The sequence below is a fragment of the Floridaenema fluviatile BLCC-F154 genome (assembly GCF_041929135.1).
GTDB lineage: Bacteria > Cyanobacteriota > Cyanobacteriia > Cyanobacteriales > Aerosakkonemataceae > Floridanema > Floridanema fluviatile.
Genome location: NZ_JBHFNS010000072.1, coordinates 1 through 16103 on the forward strand (window position 1 = coordinate 1; position 16103 = coordinate 16103).

The 16103-nt window shown below is 41.6% G+C and carries 14 protein-coding genes; 9 read left to right on the top strand and 5 right to left on the bottom strand.

Going from position 1 to position 16103, the window contains the following annotated elements; all coding sequences use genetic code 11:
• The first annotated feature begins 235 nt into the window (after positions 1 to 235).
• Together ACE1B6_RS19015 and ACE1B6_RS19020 are read left to right on the top strand one after the other, a co-directional pair.
• Positions 236 to 841: a DUF3038 domain-containing protein gene (locus ACE1B6_RS19015; RefSeq protein ID WP_413258830.1), complete on the top strand. Its 606-nt coding sequence runs from the start codon at positions 236 to 238 to the stop codon at positions 839 to 841.
• A gap of 68 nt (positions 842 to 909) precedes the next feature.
• On the top strand, positions 910 to 2391 hold the full coding sequence (locus ACE1B6_RS19020; protein ID WP_413258831.1) for a DUF4335 domain-containing protein: 1482 nt from the start codon (positions 910 to 912) through the stop codon (positions 2389 to 2391).
• Between the two features lie 228 nt (positions 2392 to 2619).
• On the opposite strand, the gene ACE1B6_RS19025 is transcribed toward ACE1B6_RS19020, so the two are convergent.
• From ACE1B6_RS19025 to bioB, 4 genes are all read right to left on the bottom strand, one after another.
• On the bottom strand, positions 2620 to 4884 hold the full coding sequence (locus tag ACE1B6_RS19025; protein WP_413258832.1) for a transglycosylase domain-containing protein: 2265 nt from the start codon (positions 4882 to 4884) through the stop codon (positions 2620 to 2622).
• A gap of 278 nt (positions 4885 to 5162) precedes the next feature.
• Positions 5163 to 5669, bottom strand: a complete 507-nt coding sequence (lspA, locus tag ACE1B6_RS19030) for a signal peptidase II (RefSeq protein ID WP_413258833.1) — start codon at positions 5667 to 5669, stop codon at positions 5163 to 5165.
• Between the two features lie 149 nt (positions 5670 to 5818).
• Complete coding sequence (locus ACE1B6_RS19035) at positions 5819 to 6406, bottom strand: biotin transporter BioY (RefSeq protein ID WP_413258834.1); 588 nt, start codon at positions 6404 to 6406, stop codon at positions 5819 to 5821.
• A 70-nt stretch (positions 6407 to 6476) separates the two neighbouring features.
• A complete protein-coding gene (gene bioB / locus ACE1B6_RS19040; RefSeq protein ID WP_413258854.1) occupies positions 6477 to 7535 on the bottom strand; it encodes a biotin synthase BioB in 1059 nt (352 codons plus the stop codon).
• Positions 7536 to 7755: 220 nt separating this feature from the next.
• On the opposite strand from bioB, the gene pstS reads away from it, so the two are divergent.
• From pstS to psb27, 5 genes are all read left to right on the top strand, one after another.
• Positions 7756 to 9027, top strand: a complete 1272-nt coding sequence (pstS, locus tag ACE1B6_RS19045) for a phosphate ABC transporter substrate-binding protein PstS (protein WP_413258835.1) — start codon at positions 7756 to 7758, stop codon at positions 9025 to 9027.
• A gap of 131 nt (positions 9028 to 9158) precedes the next feature.
• On the top strand, positions 9159 to 10115 hold the full coding sequence (gene pstC, locus ACE1B6_RS19050) for a phosphate ABC transporter permease subunit PstC (RefSeq protein ID WP_413258836.1): 957 nt from the start codon (positions 9159 to 9161) through the stop codon (positions 10113 to 10115).
• A gap of 80 nt (positions 10116 to 10195) precedes the next feature.
• A complete protein-coding gene (pstA, locus tag ACE1B6_RS19055; RefSeq protein WP_413258837.1) occupies positions 10196 to 11113 on the top strand; it encodes a phosphate ABC transporter permease PstA in 918 nt (305 codons plus the stop codon).
• 336 nt (positions 11114 to 11449) lie between these two features.
• Positions 11450 to 12268 carry a phosphate ABC transporter ATP-binding protein PstB gene (pstB, locus tag ACE1B6_RS19060; protein ID WP_413258838.1) on the top strand — a complete coding sequence of 273 codons (819 nt, stop codon included), beginning with the start codon at positions 11450 to 11452 and terminating at the stop codon, positions 12266 to 12268.
• A gap of 172 nt (positions 12269 to 12440) precedes the next feature.
• Positions 12441 to 12836, top strand: coding sequence for a photosystem II protein Psb27 (gene psb27, locus ACE1B6_RS19065; RefSeq protein ID WP_413258839.1), 396 nt, complete (start codon positions 12441 to 12443; stop codon positions 12834 to 12836).
• A gap of 170 nt (positions 12837 to 13006) precedes the next feature.
• On the opposite strand, the gene ACE1B6_RS19070 is transcribed toward psb27, so the two are convergent.
• Positions 13007 to 14089, bottom strand: coding sequence for an adenosine deaminase (locus ACE1B6_RS19070; RefSeq protein ID WP_413258840.1), 1083 nt, complete (start codon positions 14087 to 14089; stop codon positions 13007 to 13009).
• 146 nt (positions 14090 to 14235) lie between these two features.
• On the opposite strand from ACE1B6_RS19070, the gene ACE1B6_RS19075 reads away from it, so the two are divergent.
• On the top strand, positions 14236 to 14625 hold the full coding sequence (locus ACE1B6_RS19075; RefSeq protein ID WP_413258841.1) for a DUF2358 domain-containing protein: 390 nt from the start codon (positions 14236 to 14238) through the stop codon (positions 14623 to 14625).
• Between the two features lie 141 nt (positions 14626 to 14766).
• Complete coding sequence (locus tag ACE1B6_RS19080; RefSeq protein ID WP_413258842.1) at positions 14767 to 15948, top strand: TRC40/GET3/ArsA family transport-energizing ATPase; 1182 nt, start codon at positions 14767 to 14769, stop codon at positions 15946 to 15948.
• The last annotated feature ends 155 nt before the right edge of the window (positions 15949 to 16103 follow it).

Consider the following 16103-nt stretch of genomic DNA (forward strand, 5'->3'; position numbering starts at 1 on the left):
TAATGAAATTTGAGGGAAGCGATCGCTAAATTTAGGCAGAGGGGCAGGGGGGCAGAGGGGCAGGGGGGCAGGGGGGCAGGGGGGCAGAGGGGCAGGGGGCAATAAAATAACTCAAAACTCTCCCTAACTCAAAACTCAAAACTTTCTACAACAGTGTGCGATCTTCTCTAGAATAGTTTTGCTATTAATTACGTCTCTGACCCAGACGGTTAGAATCCCAATTACAGCAAACCTAATGTATTTAGATACTCCTACTGCTCAACCAACACCTTTAATATTGGAAAGCTTACCCGTTCCCGCTAATTTTGAGGAACGGGAGTTTCCCCGGCGCTCTCGGCAGCAAATAGACCTGATTTTACTGACAATAGAAGCCTTAGATATTGGTGGCTCAGAAGCGATCCTCAGCGTGGCTAAAGAGCTAGAATTGCAAGGAATAATTAAAAATCGGGTAACATTGTGGCGATTGCGCTGTACTAACCCAATGCGGCGTTACAGTCAACGTCACTCTCTGACTGTAGTCGAAGCGAAGGCACTGGTTTTGATTGCCTGTAACTTAGCAAGGCGCATGACAGTTTTAATCCGACAGTTGTTACTGGCATATCAACAATTGTCTGAAAAACAATTGTCCGTAGAACATCATTTTCGACTTTCTTATTTTTTGGAACGCTTTCGTAAACATTTTCGCAGCCGGATGAACTCCCGACGCTCTGGAGTGATAGCCTATAGTTCAGATGAAAAGTTGAATGAATTAGCGATCGCCCTATTAGGACAGTTGCTTTTTTGTACAGGTACTTCGGGAATCCAACGCTTTTGGACTAGTCTATTCGATGGGGAAATTTAACCACAAATCAACTCATTACCAAATGAGTAACAATTAACAACTGGTAACTAGTAACTAATAACCGAGAAATGACAATCAAACGACAGTACAGCTTGCCCAATTGCACCATAATCCTAGAAGGTTTGAGTGAAACCACTGGTGGTATTACTCAAGAAATCCGCCCCATTTTGTCAATTTTAGTCAATGCCGAATGTCGTTTGGCAGGTTATACAGGGCCTTCATTAAGTGGCGGAAGAGACTTTTTTGAAAGTTTGGTAACAGCAGTTAGCAACTACGCTCAAACAATTTTAAGTGGCGTACCCCATCAACATTTAGACAATGGTCATGTACCTTTAGTAGAATTGCGCCGCAATGGGCAAAATATACATCGGTTAATTGTTCAACCACACAATTTAAATGTTTTTTCTCCCAGTGTCACTGCACCGCCAGTTCAAACAACTCCTATTGAAGTTGATTTATCGACGGTACAATTATTTGATTTAGTGGAAGCGGTAGATCAATTTTTTGCTGATAGCCAAACTTTGCCCAGTTTAAAGTTGCAGTTAGCACCAGTAGAAAAACGCTTTGCCAAAACAGATGAAGATTTGGTGAAACAAGCTGCACCAGCGGCTTTAGGTTTGTCTAGTTTAGCATTGGCGGCGATCGCTCTCTTCTTTGCCCCCATCCCGGAAGTACAAAGACCTAGAGAACCTTTACCAGAAAGTAATTCTGGTGCTGTCTCCCCCAATTCTACTATTCCCGGACAAACTGCTCCCTTTCAACCCACTCCTTTACCTCCCACAACTACAACTACAACTCCTCAATCTACTCAATCTAATTTAGGAGTCCAAACCACCACACCTGTAACTTCCAACCCTCCCGCAACACCTTTAACCACAGAAGTTCCACCTACTACTTCTAATTTAGGATCGCAAACTTCCCCTGTTACTACTCCCGCACCTCTGTCCACACCAACTACACCCGCAACAGACTCGACTGCCGTACAACCAACTCCTGCACCTCTCACCACACCAACAGACTCGACTGCCGTACAACCAACTCCTGCACCTCTCACCGCACCAACAGACTCGACTGCCGTACAACTAACTCCGGCACCTGTACCTACCATTCCTCCAACTGAATCAAGTGTAGGTTTGCAAACTCCTGCGACTACTTTACCTCCTACTACTCCCTCTACTTTAGGAACACAAACTCCGACAATTACAACAGCAACTGTAGACAGGAATAATGAAATTGTTGATACACCTTCTCTAAGAATTTTGAATCGTAACCTTTATCGGCAAATTCAACAACGGAGAACCGAAGTTACTAAGTTTCCTGAACAGTTAGTTTTTCGGGTGGCAATGCGCCCAGATGGAACCGTGGTAAACTATGAACCTCGTAACCAATCAGCACAGGAATATGTAAATCAAACTCCTCTTCCTAATATGGGTGCTGCTAATGTTCCGATCGATTCTCCTGCTGTAAATCAACAACCAGTTGCCTATTTTAAGGTTGTGTTTACTCCTAAAGGTGTGTTGCAAGTCAGTCCTTGGCGAGGTTATCGTTAAAATTTTGTAACTTCGTAAAACCTAAATAAAGGTAGCGTAAAGCTACTAGAAAATCCGGGATTATACCCTGACAGTTTATTGATTTTGTCAGATAAGATAGAAATGATTTATGATTATTATTTCTATTGCAACTGATGAATGTTAACTCCAATTCTCCCCTGTCAGGGCATCAAGAAATAGCCCATTATTCCCGGAAATTTTGGGCTGATAAATTTAAGTAACACAAACTTATCTGATGATTTCTCGCATATAGTTTCCCCAAAGTAAAGCTGCTTGAGCACTACTTCCTCTTGTTGGTGAATTATTATCATTTCCCAACCAAACGCCAGTAACTAACTTTTGACTCGGAACATAACCAATAAACCACAAATCTCGGTTATCGCTGTTAGTACCTGTTTTTCCTGCTTCTTCACCTAAACCTAAAGAGGCATTTCTTCCAGTACCAAATTGTACCACTCCGCGCAATAAAGTATTCATTTGAGAGGCAACTTCTCGGCGCAAAACTCTTTGGGAATTGGCATTTTTATCAGGATCGAAAGAATAGATTTCGGGACAAGTTTCTATATTGTTGATATCACGACAAAAACTACTATCACGAATCCGAACGATCGCATGAGGACGATTCCAAACACCTCTATTAGCGATCGCCCCAAAAGCACCAGTCATTTCTAAAGGATAAACTTCACTTTGTCCTAAAGCTAACCCAGGAACCGGATTAAGTTTAGATTGAATCCCCATTTTTTGTGCCATAAGCACCACATTTTCTAAACCCACATCTCGCGCCACTCTTAAAGCGATCGCATTTTCCGACTGCGCCATTCCATTGTACATATTAGAACTTCCGCCGCCAGTACGTTCACAACCTGGATAACGTTGTCGCCAAACTAAAGGCGCACAAGAATAAGATTTATTCGGCGAAATTCCTTTTTCTAATGCTGCTGCATAAGCAAAAACTTTAAAAGTTGATGCTGCTTGACGATGTGCTTGAGTTACCCGATTAAATTGACTTTGTTTGTAATCTAATCCCCCGACCATTGTTAAAATAGCCCCAGTACTAGAATCAAGAGTAACGATCGCCCCCTGAGAAAACCGACTATTAGCACCAGCATTATTAACAGCACTTCGCAAAGCAGATTCCGCCTTAGCTTGCATTCGCAAATTCAAATTAGTTTCAATGATAAAATTCCCTTCCCTAGCTAGTTCTTCCCCCAACAAAAACTCTAATTCCTGAAACACATAACTATAGAAATAAGGAGAGATTGTACTAGCTTGTTCCTGACAAACTTTCGGACTAACTTCTAAAGGCGATCGCCTTGCTTTATTCGCCTCCTCCACCGTAATTTTACCTTGCTGCAACATCCGCGCAATCACCCCATTTCGCAAAGTAATTGCTCTTTCCCTCGCCTGACTATCACCACAAGGATTAAAGTTATTTGGCGCAGGTAAATTACTCACCAAAGTCGCCGCTTCTGCTAAAGTTAAATCTCGCGCTGACTTAGCAAAATAATATTGAGCAGCATCTTCAAAACCGTAACTATCCCCGCCCAAAAATACCCGATTCAAGTAAGTTAATAAAATCGCATCTTTACTGTAAAAAGTTTCTAACTTTAAAGCCACAATTGCTTCCCGCAACTTCCGCCCCAAAGAATCCGCCGAACCTACATAATCGCGGAATAAACTGCGAGCTACCTGTTGGGTAATTGTACTACCACCTTGGCGATCGCCACCTTTACTAATAATAAAACTTGCTCTAGCAATCCCGATCGGATCGACTCCCAAATGCCAGTAATACCGCTTATCTTCCGAAGCAACTACCGCCTTCGGTAAATAAGGCGAAAAATCAGTTAATCTCTTAAATTCAATATGAGCACTATTGCGTGGATTTCGCAAAGGCGTTTCATCACTGGCATAAACAATTACTGGCCCTCTGGTAGCATTAGGTAAAGGATGAACCGAGAATTTTTGCCACTCCAACAACACTGCAATTACCAAAAGTGCAGTTAACCCAGTAATGCCATAAATACCCCAACTTATCGCTTTTTCATACCAATTTGGCGGATCGTAATATTGAATTTTTACCCCACCAGCTAATTCCCTTGGCCCTAAAGTTAAAATATCACCATGACGTAATTTTCTCGATGAAACTCGCTTTCGACCACGATAAATTCCATTAGTCGAATTTTCATCTTTAATCACAAAAGTTTTCTGTCTGCGTCCAGTGCGAGTCAAAGACAAATGAATTTGACTAACTACCGGATTACGGATCACAATATCGCAAGATTTAGAACTACGACCTAGTTTATAGCGATCGCCCAACAGCGGATAAACCTCAGCTTGATCTGCATCAGCATCCTGAACTCGCAATTCCGGTACCCTAGCATTCGGTTTCAATGCTAACTGAGAAAAATTCACCTTCGCTTGTACCGTCTGCACTGCTTGGGTAATAGCACCCATAATAGTCGGACGAGGTTTTTGGGGATGAGGAGGAGTCATATCGTCTTCGATGAAATACTCTTAACTAAGACTGACAAGGGAACAAGGGGACGAGAAAGAAACTTTTTCCACATCACCAAAGGATTTTGACGACATTCAGAGAATAAAGTTACCATCTCCCCTACTTTTTATCATGACCCAAATTAAGGCAGCAGGGGAGCAAAGGAGCAGGAAAATAAACGTAACAGAGGATTTGTTGCTATCAAAAAATTAGTTGTAATATTTGCATTTATCTGTCTCTTAAGTTGCGATGAACTTCAGTTCAATTAACAACAAAACTATTCCCCTCTGCCCCTCTGCCCCTCTGCCCCTCTGCCCCCCTGCCCATCAATAGGGTGAGATTTACGAAATATGGAAATAAAAAGGCAAGCAATTCCCACATTAATACATACATCTGCCACATTAAAAACCGGGAAACGAATTAACCGAAAATCGAAAAAATCCACCACATAACCGAAAATAAATCGATCGATTCCATTGCCAACAGCACCCCCCAAAATAAAACCATAACCCAATTGTTCCCACATAGATAAACGCGGACCAAACCAAGCCATAGCCATCAAAGCTAAACTTACTAGCAAAGATAGCCAACGTAACCACCTACCATCCTCACTAAACAAGCTAAAAGCCGCACCCGTATTTCTCACATAAGTAAGATGAAAAACTCCCGACCACAAAGGCCAACTTTCGCCTAATTGAAAGTTTTGTAGTACCCAATATTTAGTAATTTGGTCTAAAACAATACAAATGAAGGCAACAATCCAAAAGAAACGATTTTTAATCATTGGTTATTAGTTATTAGTTATTAGTTATTGGTCATTGGTCATTCTTTATTTGAGTTTAATTGAATCATCAAAGCTCCATTTTAACTAATCAACTTCACCTATTATTTACTAGGAAAAATCCAAGCTGACAAATGACGAATGACCAATAACTAGTAAAACATGATACGTCTAAGGATAAAAGCTAACAACGTAGCTGCACAAACCAAAGCCAATTGTCCGGGAATAGGGTCTAAAGAGTACTTTTGAATAGCTGGAACTATGGGATAAATTGTGTCTGTACTTGCCAAGGTTAGGTAATGACTGCCAACTAAATAAGTGATACCTACTAAATGAATTACCAGCAAACCACAAAGGCAGCTAAAAGCTAAAAATTCTAATTTCGGTGGTTGGCGAAATGCTAAATAACCACAAAGCCAAGCACCGGGAATAAATCCTAATAGATATCCAAAACTCGGCAGTTTTAGATAGGCAATACCTCCCCCTTGAGCAAATACAGGCAACCAAGTTAAACCCAAAGCTAAATAAGCAATTTGGGAAAGCGCACCTGCATTTTTGCCCCCAAGACAACCTACTAATAACACTGCACCAATTTGATAAGTGACTCCTAAAGAGTGAATCGGAATTCCCGACTCGCTCCAGTGCCAAGGTAAATCAGTTACAGATGCTTCTAAAAATGTGCCACCAATGGTAAGCAATAAACCAATGAAGGCCCACAAAAGTTCAGTGGGAGAAAACACAACTATTGGTAATAGGTAATGGGTAACAGGTAATGGGTAGTTGATGATAGTTCATTAAGCTAATTTTCAACTATGAATTTTGGGGAATTGGTGCTTCACCACCTTGGAGTCCCAGTTTTTCTAGCATGGCGTGGTCTTGTTCTGGGGGTTGTCCGATCGTGGTTAAATAATGTCCAATTAACATGGCATTAATTCCGGCTTTTAATCCCATTGCTTGCAGTTCTCCCATGACTGCTTCTCTGCCACCTGCGTAACGGAGGATTTGTTCTGGTAGAATTAGGCGGAAGATGGCGATCGCCTTTAATGCTTCTATATAATCTAGTTTAGTGCGATCGCCTAACGGTGTTCCCTGTCTCGGATTTAACAAATTAATTGGTACCGACTCCACTTGTAATTCCCGCAAAGCCAAAGCCAAATCTACTCTATCTGACCAACTTTCACCCATGCCAATAATGCCACCCGTGCAAGCTTGAATTCCCGCTGCTTTCAGGTTTTTTACCGTTTCCACTCTATCTTGCCAAGTGTGAGTAGTGACAATTTGAGAGTAAAAGTTTTCTGATGCTTCTAAATTATGGTTGTAGCGAGTTACACCTGCATCTTTCAAAGCTTCGGCTTGTTCTGCGGTAACTTCTCCCAAAGCACAGCAAGGTTTAATGTTAGTTTCAGCAATAATTTGCCGCACCGTTTCTAATATATTTTCAAACTCTGTTGACTTCGGGCTGTTATACTTAATACCTCTTCCCTGACTAACTAAACAAAATCTCTTAGCACCTGCCGCTTCAGCTGCTTTTGCTTGCGCTAAAATTTCTTCTTTCGACTTCAAACCGTACACAGGTGAATCGTTACCTGGATGGTGAACAGATTGAGAGCAAAAACCGCAATTTTCCGAACAATTCCCCGATTTTATATTAACGATGCTGCATAAATCTACCGTATTACCGCAGCAAGCTTGACGCACTTTGTCAGCAGCAGCACACAATAACAAAATGTTTTCTTCACCTTCAATATTGGTGAGTGCGATCGCTTCATCCCGACTCAGCCGTTTCCCAGCAATAATTTCCTCTGCCAGCTTTTCTAACCATTCTCCCAAAGATTGCTCATGCTCAACATTTAGAGCATCCCCATCCACAACAGAATTATTCAAACTTAATAACAGCGTTTCTCTCACACTTAACCCTCTACTAAAAAGTCAGTTTATCCCATGAATATCATCTCACAACTTAGCGAGTAGCAACCTGTTTTACTTTTTCCTCACCCAAACGGAGGAATCTTTCATGTTAACCTTATCTTTACCATAAAGAGCTATGCTGCAAAGGGTTTTTAACAAAAAAAGCTAAAAATTTATCCAGATGATTCTACGTCTTACTCTCACCAATCCCAAAGCTCTAGCTGCTGCCATTTCTGGAGTAGCTCTGACCATTGGCTTAGGTGCTTGTGGCCCCTCACAAACCACACCTCAAGCTACGGAAACCACTGCTCCCGGCGCTAGCCCAGCAGTAGCACCAGGAACCCCCGCAACTTCCAGACTGAACTTAGAGCAGAATGTACTCCTCTCTGGTGCAGGCGCATCTTTTCCCGCCCCCCTGTATCAACGCTGGTTTGCCGATTTCAATCAAATCAATCCCAAAGCAAGAATCAACTACCAATCAGTCGGTAGCGGTGCAGGTGTCCAACAATTTATTAACCGTACCGTAGACTTTGGCGCGAGCGATGTCGCCATGACCGACGAAGAACTGGCAAAAGTTCAAGGCGGCGCACTCATGCTCCCAGTCACAGCAGGTGGCATCGTCCTAGCCTACAAAATACCTGGCGTAGAAACAGGCTTAAAACTACCCAGAGACGTTTATGTAGATATCTTTTTGGGGAATATCAAAACTTGGAATGACCCCAAAATTGCCGCAGCTAACCCTGGCGTAAACCTGCCTAACTTACCCATCACCGTAGTTTACCGAGCAGATGGTAGCGGTACAACAGGCGTATTCACCAAACATTTGAGTGCGGCAAGTCCCACTTGGCAATCAAAAGTGGGTGAAGGTAAAACCGTAGCTTGGCCCACAGGTGTTGGTGCTAAAGGCAACGAAGGTGTAACTGCTCAAATCACCCAAACCGAAGGCTCGATTGGTTACATCGAATATGGTTACGCTAAACAAAATAACATCACTTATGCCGCCCTACAAAATAAAGCAGGCAATTTCGTTACTTACAACGACCAAACCGCTTCTAACGCTTTAGACGCAGTAGAATTACCCGAAAACCTACGAGCTTTCATTGCTGACCCAGAAGGAGCAGAATCTTACCCAATCGTTAGTTATAGCTGGTTGCTAGTTTATCCGAAATATGATGATGCAGCTAAAGCTAAAACAATGGAAGCAATGGTTGAATACGCTTTGACTGAAGGACAAAAAATCGCTCCTCAGTTAGGTTATATTCCCTTACCTCCGAAAGTTGCTTATAGAGTAGCTACCGTTGCTCAAGGAATTAGCCCAGACTTTAACATTGCGGTTGCTCCTCCGGCTGGAACTCCTGATACAACTGCTGCTAGTCCAGATGCAGCAACTCCGGGCGCAGTAACTCCAGATGCTACTACCACCACTCCAGCTGCAACTCCTACTACTCCATAGTTAATGGCAATTAATGTGTACTACTAGGATTTAAGTCAAATCTTAGCTAGTAGCATTTAAAAAATGCTGGATTAATTTAAGTTCGCCCTCTCATTTCCTCTTTTCTTTCACCAACTTTTTTCAGAGCAATCATGAGTAGCACAGGAGTAAAGGAAAATTCCAATATTTTCCAACCACCTACAGTCTTGGATAAAAGGTTAGATAGCGGGTTTATTTGGTTAACTCGTTTATTTGCTTTAGGAATTGCAGTTTTATTGCTGTGGATAGCATTTCAGGTAGCTAAAGATGCTTTTCCAGCAATACAAGCTTTTGGATTAGGATTCATTTTTCAAAGTGCTTGGAACCCAGTGACAAATCAATTTGGGGTATTACCTCAAATCTACGGAACTCTGGTGACATCTTTTATTGCTTTGCTCATAGCTGTGCCTGTTGGAGTAGGTACAGCCGTAATTTTGAGCGAGAATTTTTTGCCACTGAAAGTTCGGACAATTTTAGTATTTTTGGTCGAACTACTAGCCGCAATTCCTAGTGTAGTTTATGGGATTTGGGGGATTTTTGTGGTGATTCCCTTGCTAAGAAGTACTCTAGGTGCGTGGTTATATAGTTGGTTTGGTTGGTTTCCTTTGTTTAGCACTCCTTTAACTGGACCTGGTATTTTACCTGCGTCTTTAGTGCTAGCAATTATGGTTTTACCCATCATTACTGCTATCTCTCGCGATGCTTTAAATTCTTTGCCTCCTGATTTACGTCAAGCATCTTTGGGTTTAGGTGCTACGAGATGGGAAACGATTTTACAAGTGCTGATTCCTGCGGCAATTTCTGGTATTGTTGGGGGCGTGATGTTGGCGTTGGGTCGGGCGATGGGGGAAACAATGGCAATTACCATGTTGATTGGTAATGCTAATACGATTAATAGTTCTTTATTAGCGCCAGGAAATACTATTGCTTCGCTGTTGGCAAGTCAGTTTGCTGAAGCTAGCGGGTTGCAAGTTTCGGCTTTAATGTATGCAGCTTTAGTGTTGTTTATTTTGACTTTGCTCGTCAATATTTTGGCTGATTTAATTGTCCAAAGAGTGAAGCGAATTTAGTTTTGATAATTGCTGATTAATCACAGATTAAGTTAGTCAAGACTACTGAAGGAATTGCCGCAAATTTAGAGATTGAAATTATGGCTCCGAGTTATCCAGAACAGAACTCTTCTTTTGATAGCAGTGGTTTACTACGTGCCAATTTTTCCCCCCGGACTTTGTTTAATAATATTATGACTGGGGTGGCATTTATTCTGGCTGCTATGGCTGTTATACCTTTGTTTGCTGTCCTAATTTATGTGACTTTCCAAGGTATAACAAGCATTAGTCCTAGTGTGTTTATAGAATTGCCTCCGCCACCAATGGTCGAAGGGGGAGGTTTTGGGAATGCGATTCTGGGCACTATTATTATGGTGGGAATTGCGGCGCTGATTAGCGTTCCTTTTGGTGTAATGGCATCAATTTATTTGACGGAGTTTAGTGGCGGAAAAATTTCCCGTTGGGTGAGATTTTCGACTAATATTCTTAGCGGTGTGCCTTCGATTATTGCTGGGGTGTTTGCTTACGCTGCGGTGGTTTTAACTTTTACTGCTTTGGGATGGGGTTCTTATTCTCCGATTGCAGGTGGTATTGCTTTGGCGGTGTTAATGTTGCCGATTATTGTCCGCACTACCGATGAAGCTTTACAGTTGGTGCCGAAAGATGTACGCCAAGCTGCTTTAGGTTTGGGGGCAACGAAGTTTCAAATGGTTTGGGGTGTGGTGTTACCTGCTGCGGTTCCGGCGATTGTGACGGGAACTACTTTAGGTGTGGCTCGGGCGGCTGGAGAAACTGCGCCTTTGCTGTTTACGGCTTTGTTTTCGCAATTTTGGCCGCAATTTTGGCCGCCAGATGCGTTTTTACAACCAACTGCTTCTTTGGCGGTGTTAGTATATAATTTTGCGATCGTACCTTTCCAAAATCAGCAAGAATTAGCTTGGGCAGCTTCTTTAATTCTGGTGTTGTTGGTATTAATCACTAGTATCATTACTCGCTATGTTACTAGTCGGAAGGCTTAAGGATTCCTTTTACAGGTTAGGCAAGGATAGCTAGGAGGAAATCGATCGAAAATTACAATAATTAAGCTCTTCACCTGTATCATTATATTAATATCTTGGTGTCGGTAATCTATCGTAAGATATAGGTGAGTCAACTCGGAAATTTCAGTGAACATAGGTAATTAACTTACCAAGAATACTCTGCATTGTGATTTTAGCTTCTTGGCTGACGAGTAGACCAGAAGCATGGTTGAAAAATAATTATTCATTGCTGAAACAGGAAAAGTGCAGAGTAAATTAATCTAGCTTCAGCAAAAAATAGTATTTTACGAATTTTCCCCAAAAAAACAGGTGTATATGCGCTCTAATCCTAAAACCAATTCCGAAACAGTTAAATCTACTGACACTGTTTTCCAAGTGCGTAACGCGAATATTTATTATGGCAGTTTCTTAGCTGTGCGAGATGTGATAATGGATATTCCCAGAAATCAGATTACGGCTTTTATTGGCCCTTCTGGTTGTGGTAAAAGTACTTTGCTTCGTTGTTTTAATCGACTGAATGATTTAATTGACAGTTTCCGATTAGAAGGAGCTATCAGTTACAATGGCAGGAATCTTTATGATAGCAATATCGATCCGGTAGAAGTGCGTCGTCGGATTGGAATGGTGTTTCAAAAAGCTAATCCTTTCCCGAAATCAATTTATGACAATATTGCTTTTGGACCACGTTTAAACCGTTATAAAGGTGATATGGATGAGTTGGTGGAACGATCGCTCAGAGGTGCAGCTTTATGGGATGAAGTTAAAGATAAACTAAGACAAAGTGGGTTATCTTTATCTGGTGGTCAACAACAACGCTTGTGTATTGCTCGGGCGATCGCAGTGCAACCAGAAGTTATTTTAATGGATGAACCTTGCTCGGCGCTAGACCCGATTTCAACTCTGCGGGTGGAAGATTTGCTCCATGAATTAAAACAACAATATACTATTATTATTGTTACCCACAATATGCAGCAAGCATCACGGGTTTCCGATCGCACAGCATTTTTCAACGTGCAACTTTCCGAAAAAGGTGGACGCACAGGTTATTTAGTAGAGTATGACAATACGGAATTAATTTTCCAAAGTCCCAAAGAAGAATCTACTCGCGAATATGTAAGTGGACGCTTCGGTTAATTTTTTACCAGTAGAAGGCAAAATTTTACGTAGTTGGGCTTTAGCCCTCTTATCCATTGGGAATAAGAGGGCTAAAGCCCAACTACGTAGTGGGATAAATGGGAAAATTTTCAGCCAAAGTAGTCATTTCAGGATAGGATGAAGCATGGCCGATCGTATCTGAAAGAAGCTTATGAAGCGTTATTTGTCCCGTCTGCTTGCTCTAGTTTTAGTTGTCACAATTGGTTTGGTAGGTTGTTCGACACCATCAGGTTTGAGTGGTAAATATAGTCAAGATACCTTGGATGTGGTGACTAGTTTGCGAAATGCGATCGAACTACCAGATGATGCACCAAACAAAGCAGCAACACAAGCTGAAGCTAAGAAAAAAATCACTGATTTTGCTGCACTTTACTGGCGGGATAGCTCTTTGCAAAATCTCCGCTCTTTCACTACCATGAGAACGGCATTAAATGCTTTGGGTTCACACTACGCATCATACCCGAATCGTCCGGTTCCTGAAAAGTTGAAAAAGCGTTTAGAAGTCGAGTTTAAACAAATCGAAATGGCAATAAATCAAGGAGCCTAAAATCAATTTGTTCGTAGTAGCGACTTTAGTCGTGCATTCCAAAAATCAAAGGACTAAAGTCCTCACAACGAACCAGACTTTCTCAAAAAAAGAATTCTAGAAACAAAAGCTCGGAAAATTTCCCCAACTGAGTTTCAGAATTCTATTTTTCAGATTGATTTTTCCTAGCATTAGTGTCTGGTTTCTTGGAGATGAACTAATTCTAGTTCTGGTAAATCAACATCTGCCAAATCGGGGGTTGCGGTTTGAAACAGTCCATTTAATAATAGGGCTGGTGGCTGTTCGTAAGGCCAAGCAAAGGCATGACGAAAAGCAGCATTTTGACAAGCTTGCAATTCCTCAAAACCGATGATGTCGTAGGTTAGCAGGTTCTCATATTCAAAGGGTAAACGAACATTATGTAAACCAGCGTTATCGGTGCAAATGGCAATGTCTACACCTGCGGCGAAACAGCGATCGAAAACTACTTTGAGTTGGCGAATATCTTGCAAGTTGCCAGTTTTTAAGTAAGTAGTGGGACAAACTTCCAAACAAGCACCAGAACTTGCTAATTCACCGAGAAGTTCGGGATATTGTAAGGGAATTTGAATGCCATGTCCGATTCGCATTAAATAAGGTAAAAGTTCTGGATAACAACCTTCTGTTGTTTCGTAAAGGTGTCCAGTGGTGTTTAAACCGAGCGATCGCGCATAGGCGTATAATTCAATAAACTCGTCTAAGCGATCGGCATAATGAGCATCACCACCAGCGAGATCGATCGCACAAACATATTGCCGTTTTTGAGCCGCTAAATCAACGATCGCCTTATTCACTTCATAAGGAAGTCGCGAGTGCATACACAAAATTTGACTGGTAACGATCGGGTACTCCTTCACCTGACTAGCAATACCCACAATATCGACAATTTCAGCCATGCGATCGATTCTTTCCGTTTGACTGAGTTTGTCAGAAGTTCGCAAAAAAGGAGTATAACGTAATTCTAAATAAGCCAAATTTTCAAAAATATAAGCGCCCCGAATCAGCCGATAAATAAAGTATGGTAAAGTTTGGCTAGTTTGCACACCTTCAACCATAGTATGCAGTTCCAAATACTCATCTAGAGTATTCCGAGGTTTAGTGTAAAACTCCTCAAACTCAGCATACTCAGGAAAGCGACCTGCTAAATCAGCATCGCTGCGCTGAAAATAGCGCCAGAGAACACGGGGGACAACCGATCCGCCTAAGTGACGGTGTAATTCTGCATATAGAGCCACAGGAACCTCTTGATTTTGATATAGACATAGAAACTAGTTATTATTCCAATTATTAACAAATATTTCCGATTTGACCGGGTGATATCCAGTAATTTCACGGCTAATTTACAAATTGAGTAATAATACTTAGAAGAACCTACACTGCAATGGACATTCTCGAAATTTTGCGCCAAGACTATCAAAAATTTCCCTTAGACCAAACTTACAGTATTTATGCGGAAGACGTTTACTTTCGAGATCCGATGAATCAATTTCGCGGTATCAAGCGATATCAGCAAACGATCGACTTTATCCGCAAATGGTTTACTCAACCACAGCTTGATTTACATGAGATTAGCCGTAAGGGAGATTTAATCGAAACTCGTTGGACGTTAAGCTGGAATACTCCTTTACCTTGGAAACCTCGGATTAGCATTTCTGGCTGGAGTGAATTAAAGCTGAACTCTGATGATTTAATTGTTTCTCATATCGACTATTGGAACTGTTCGCGGTTAGATGTCCTCAAACAACACCTATTTTTGCGGAATACTCAATAAAGTAGGGTGCGTCAGACCATAAATCCGAATCGACGAGATCGGGGTTTTCGCTTCTGACGCACCCTACAATTACAACTATTTCCGCGAAATAATCGATAAAGTAAATAAATGTAAACAATTCTCAGGCAATAGAAGAAAATCATGCGTTTAATTCTCATGACTGGAAAAGGAGGCGTGGGAAAAACCTCCGTCGCCGCTGCTACTGGACTGCGTTGTGCGGAACTGGGTTATCGGACTTTAGTGTTAAGTACTGACCCGGCGCACTCTCTAGCAGATAGCTTTGATATGGAATTGGGACATGAACCCAAAGCTGTGCGTCCAAATTTGTGGGGTGCGGAACTGGATGCGTTAGTGGAGTTGGAACAAAACTGGGGTGCGGTGAAACGTTACATTACTCACGTTTTACAGGCGAGGGGTTTGGAGGGAGTGCAGGCGGAAGAGTTGGCGATTTTACCGGGGATGGATGAAATTTTTGGTTTGGTGAGAATGAAGCGCCATTATGATGAGGGTGAGTACGACGTTTTAATTATTGATTCTGCACCGACTGGAACAGCACTGCGCTTGCTGAGTTTACCGGAAGTTAGCGGCTGGTATATGCGGCGTTTTTACAAACCGTTGCAGGGAATTTCGGTTGCACTCAGACCTTTGGTTGAGCCAATCTTTAGACCGATCGCAGGCTTTTCTTTACCTGATAAAGAAGTAATGGACGCGCCCTACGAGTTTTATCAGCAAATCGAAGCACTAGAAAAAATCTTAGTTGATAATAGTCAAACTTCTGTACGCTTAGTCACAAATCCCGAAAAAATGGTGATTAAGGAATCCTTACGTGCTCATGCTTACTTAAGTTTGTACAATGTTTCGACTGATTTAATCGTTGCTAATCGCATTCTTCCCGGTGAAATTCAAGATCCATTCTTCCAAAAGTGGAAAGATAATCAGCAACAGTATCGTCAAGAAATCCACGAAAATTTCCATCCTTTACCCGTGAAGGAAGTTCCGCTATTTTCGGAGGAAATGTGCGGTTTAGCAGCTTTGGAAAGATTGAAAGATACGTTGTATAAAGATGAAGACCCAACTCAGGTTTATTACCAAGAAACAACGGTGAAAGTTGTGCAAGATCGCAATCAATATACTTTAGAATTGTACTTGCCGGGAATTGCTAAAGACCAAGTTCAATTAAGTAAAACTGGAGATGAGTTAAATATCCGCATTGGTAATCATCGGCGCAATTTGGTGTTACCTCAAGCTTTAGCAGCTTTGCAACCTTCTGGGGCAAAAATGGAAGAGGATTATCTGAAAATTAAATTTGCGGATGCAGCTTAGTTGCATATAGAGATCCAGTTTAATTGAGGAAAGAGGTTTTTTTGAACCACGAAGGCACGAAGGACACGAAGAAAGAGAAGAAGAGGAGTTTTTGCAATTCATTGGAGATTGCTATCTTAGTTTTAAGATAAATTGTGAAATGGCTTTTCTCTTTT